Raw genomic sequence first — 546 nt, 5'->3', positions numbered from 1 at the left:
TCGTCTTCTTCAATGAATCAAGCAATTCGTGTGGGAACTTATGGAGCAGCTGAGTCGTCGATTAAGGAGGTGATCCAGCCGCAGGTTCCCCTACGGCTACCTTGTTACGACTTCACCCCAGTCATGAATCACACCGTGGTAACCGTCCTCCCGAAGGTTAGACTAGCTACTTCTGGTGCAACCCACTCCCATGGTGTGACGGGCGGTGTGTACAAGGCCCGGGAACGTATTCACCGCGACATTCTGATTCGCGATTACTAGCGATTCCGACTTCACGCAGTCGAGTTGCAGACTGCGATCCGGACTACGATCGGTTTTGTGGGATTAGCTCCACCTCGCGGCTTGGCAACCCTCTGTACCGACCATTGTAGCACGTGTGTAGCCCAGGCCGTAAGGGCCATGATGACTTGACGTCATCCCCACCTTCCTCCGGTTTGTCACCGGCAGTCTCCTTAGAGTGCCCACCATTACGTGCTGGTAACTAAGGACAAGGGTTGCGCTCGTTACGGGACTTAACCCAACATCTCACGACACGAGCTGACGACA

Annotated in this window: 1 rRNA gene; it reads right to left on the bottom strand. The window is 54.6% G+C overall.

Annotated features, from left to right (window positions below):
- Window positions 1–62: 62 nt before the first annotated feature.
- Window positions 63–546 (bottom strand): 16S ribosomal RNA (locus tag AC07YV_RS29885); the annotation flags it as partial.

It is taken from the genome of Pseudomonas sp. GW456-E7, assembly GCF_059424105.1.
The sequence above is the reverse complement of the archived record's forward strand: the minus strand, read 5'-3'. Positions and strand labels throughout refer to the sequence as shown.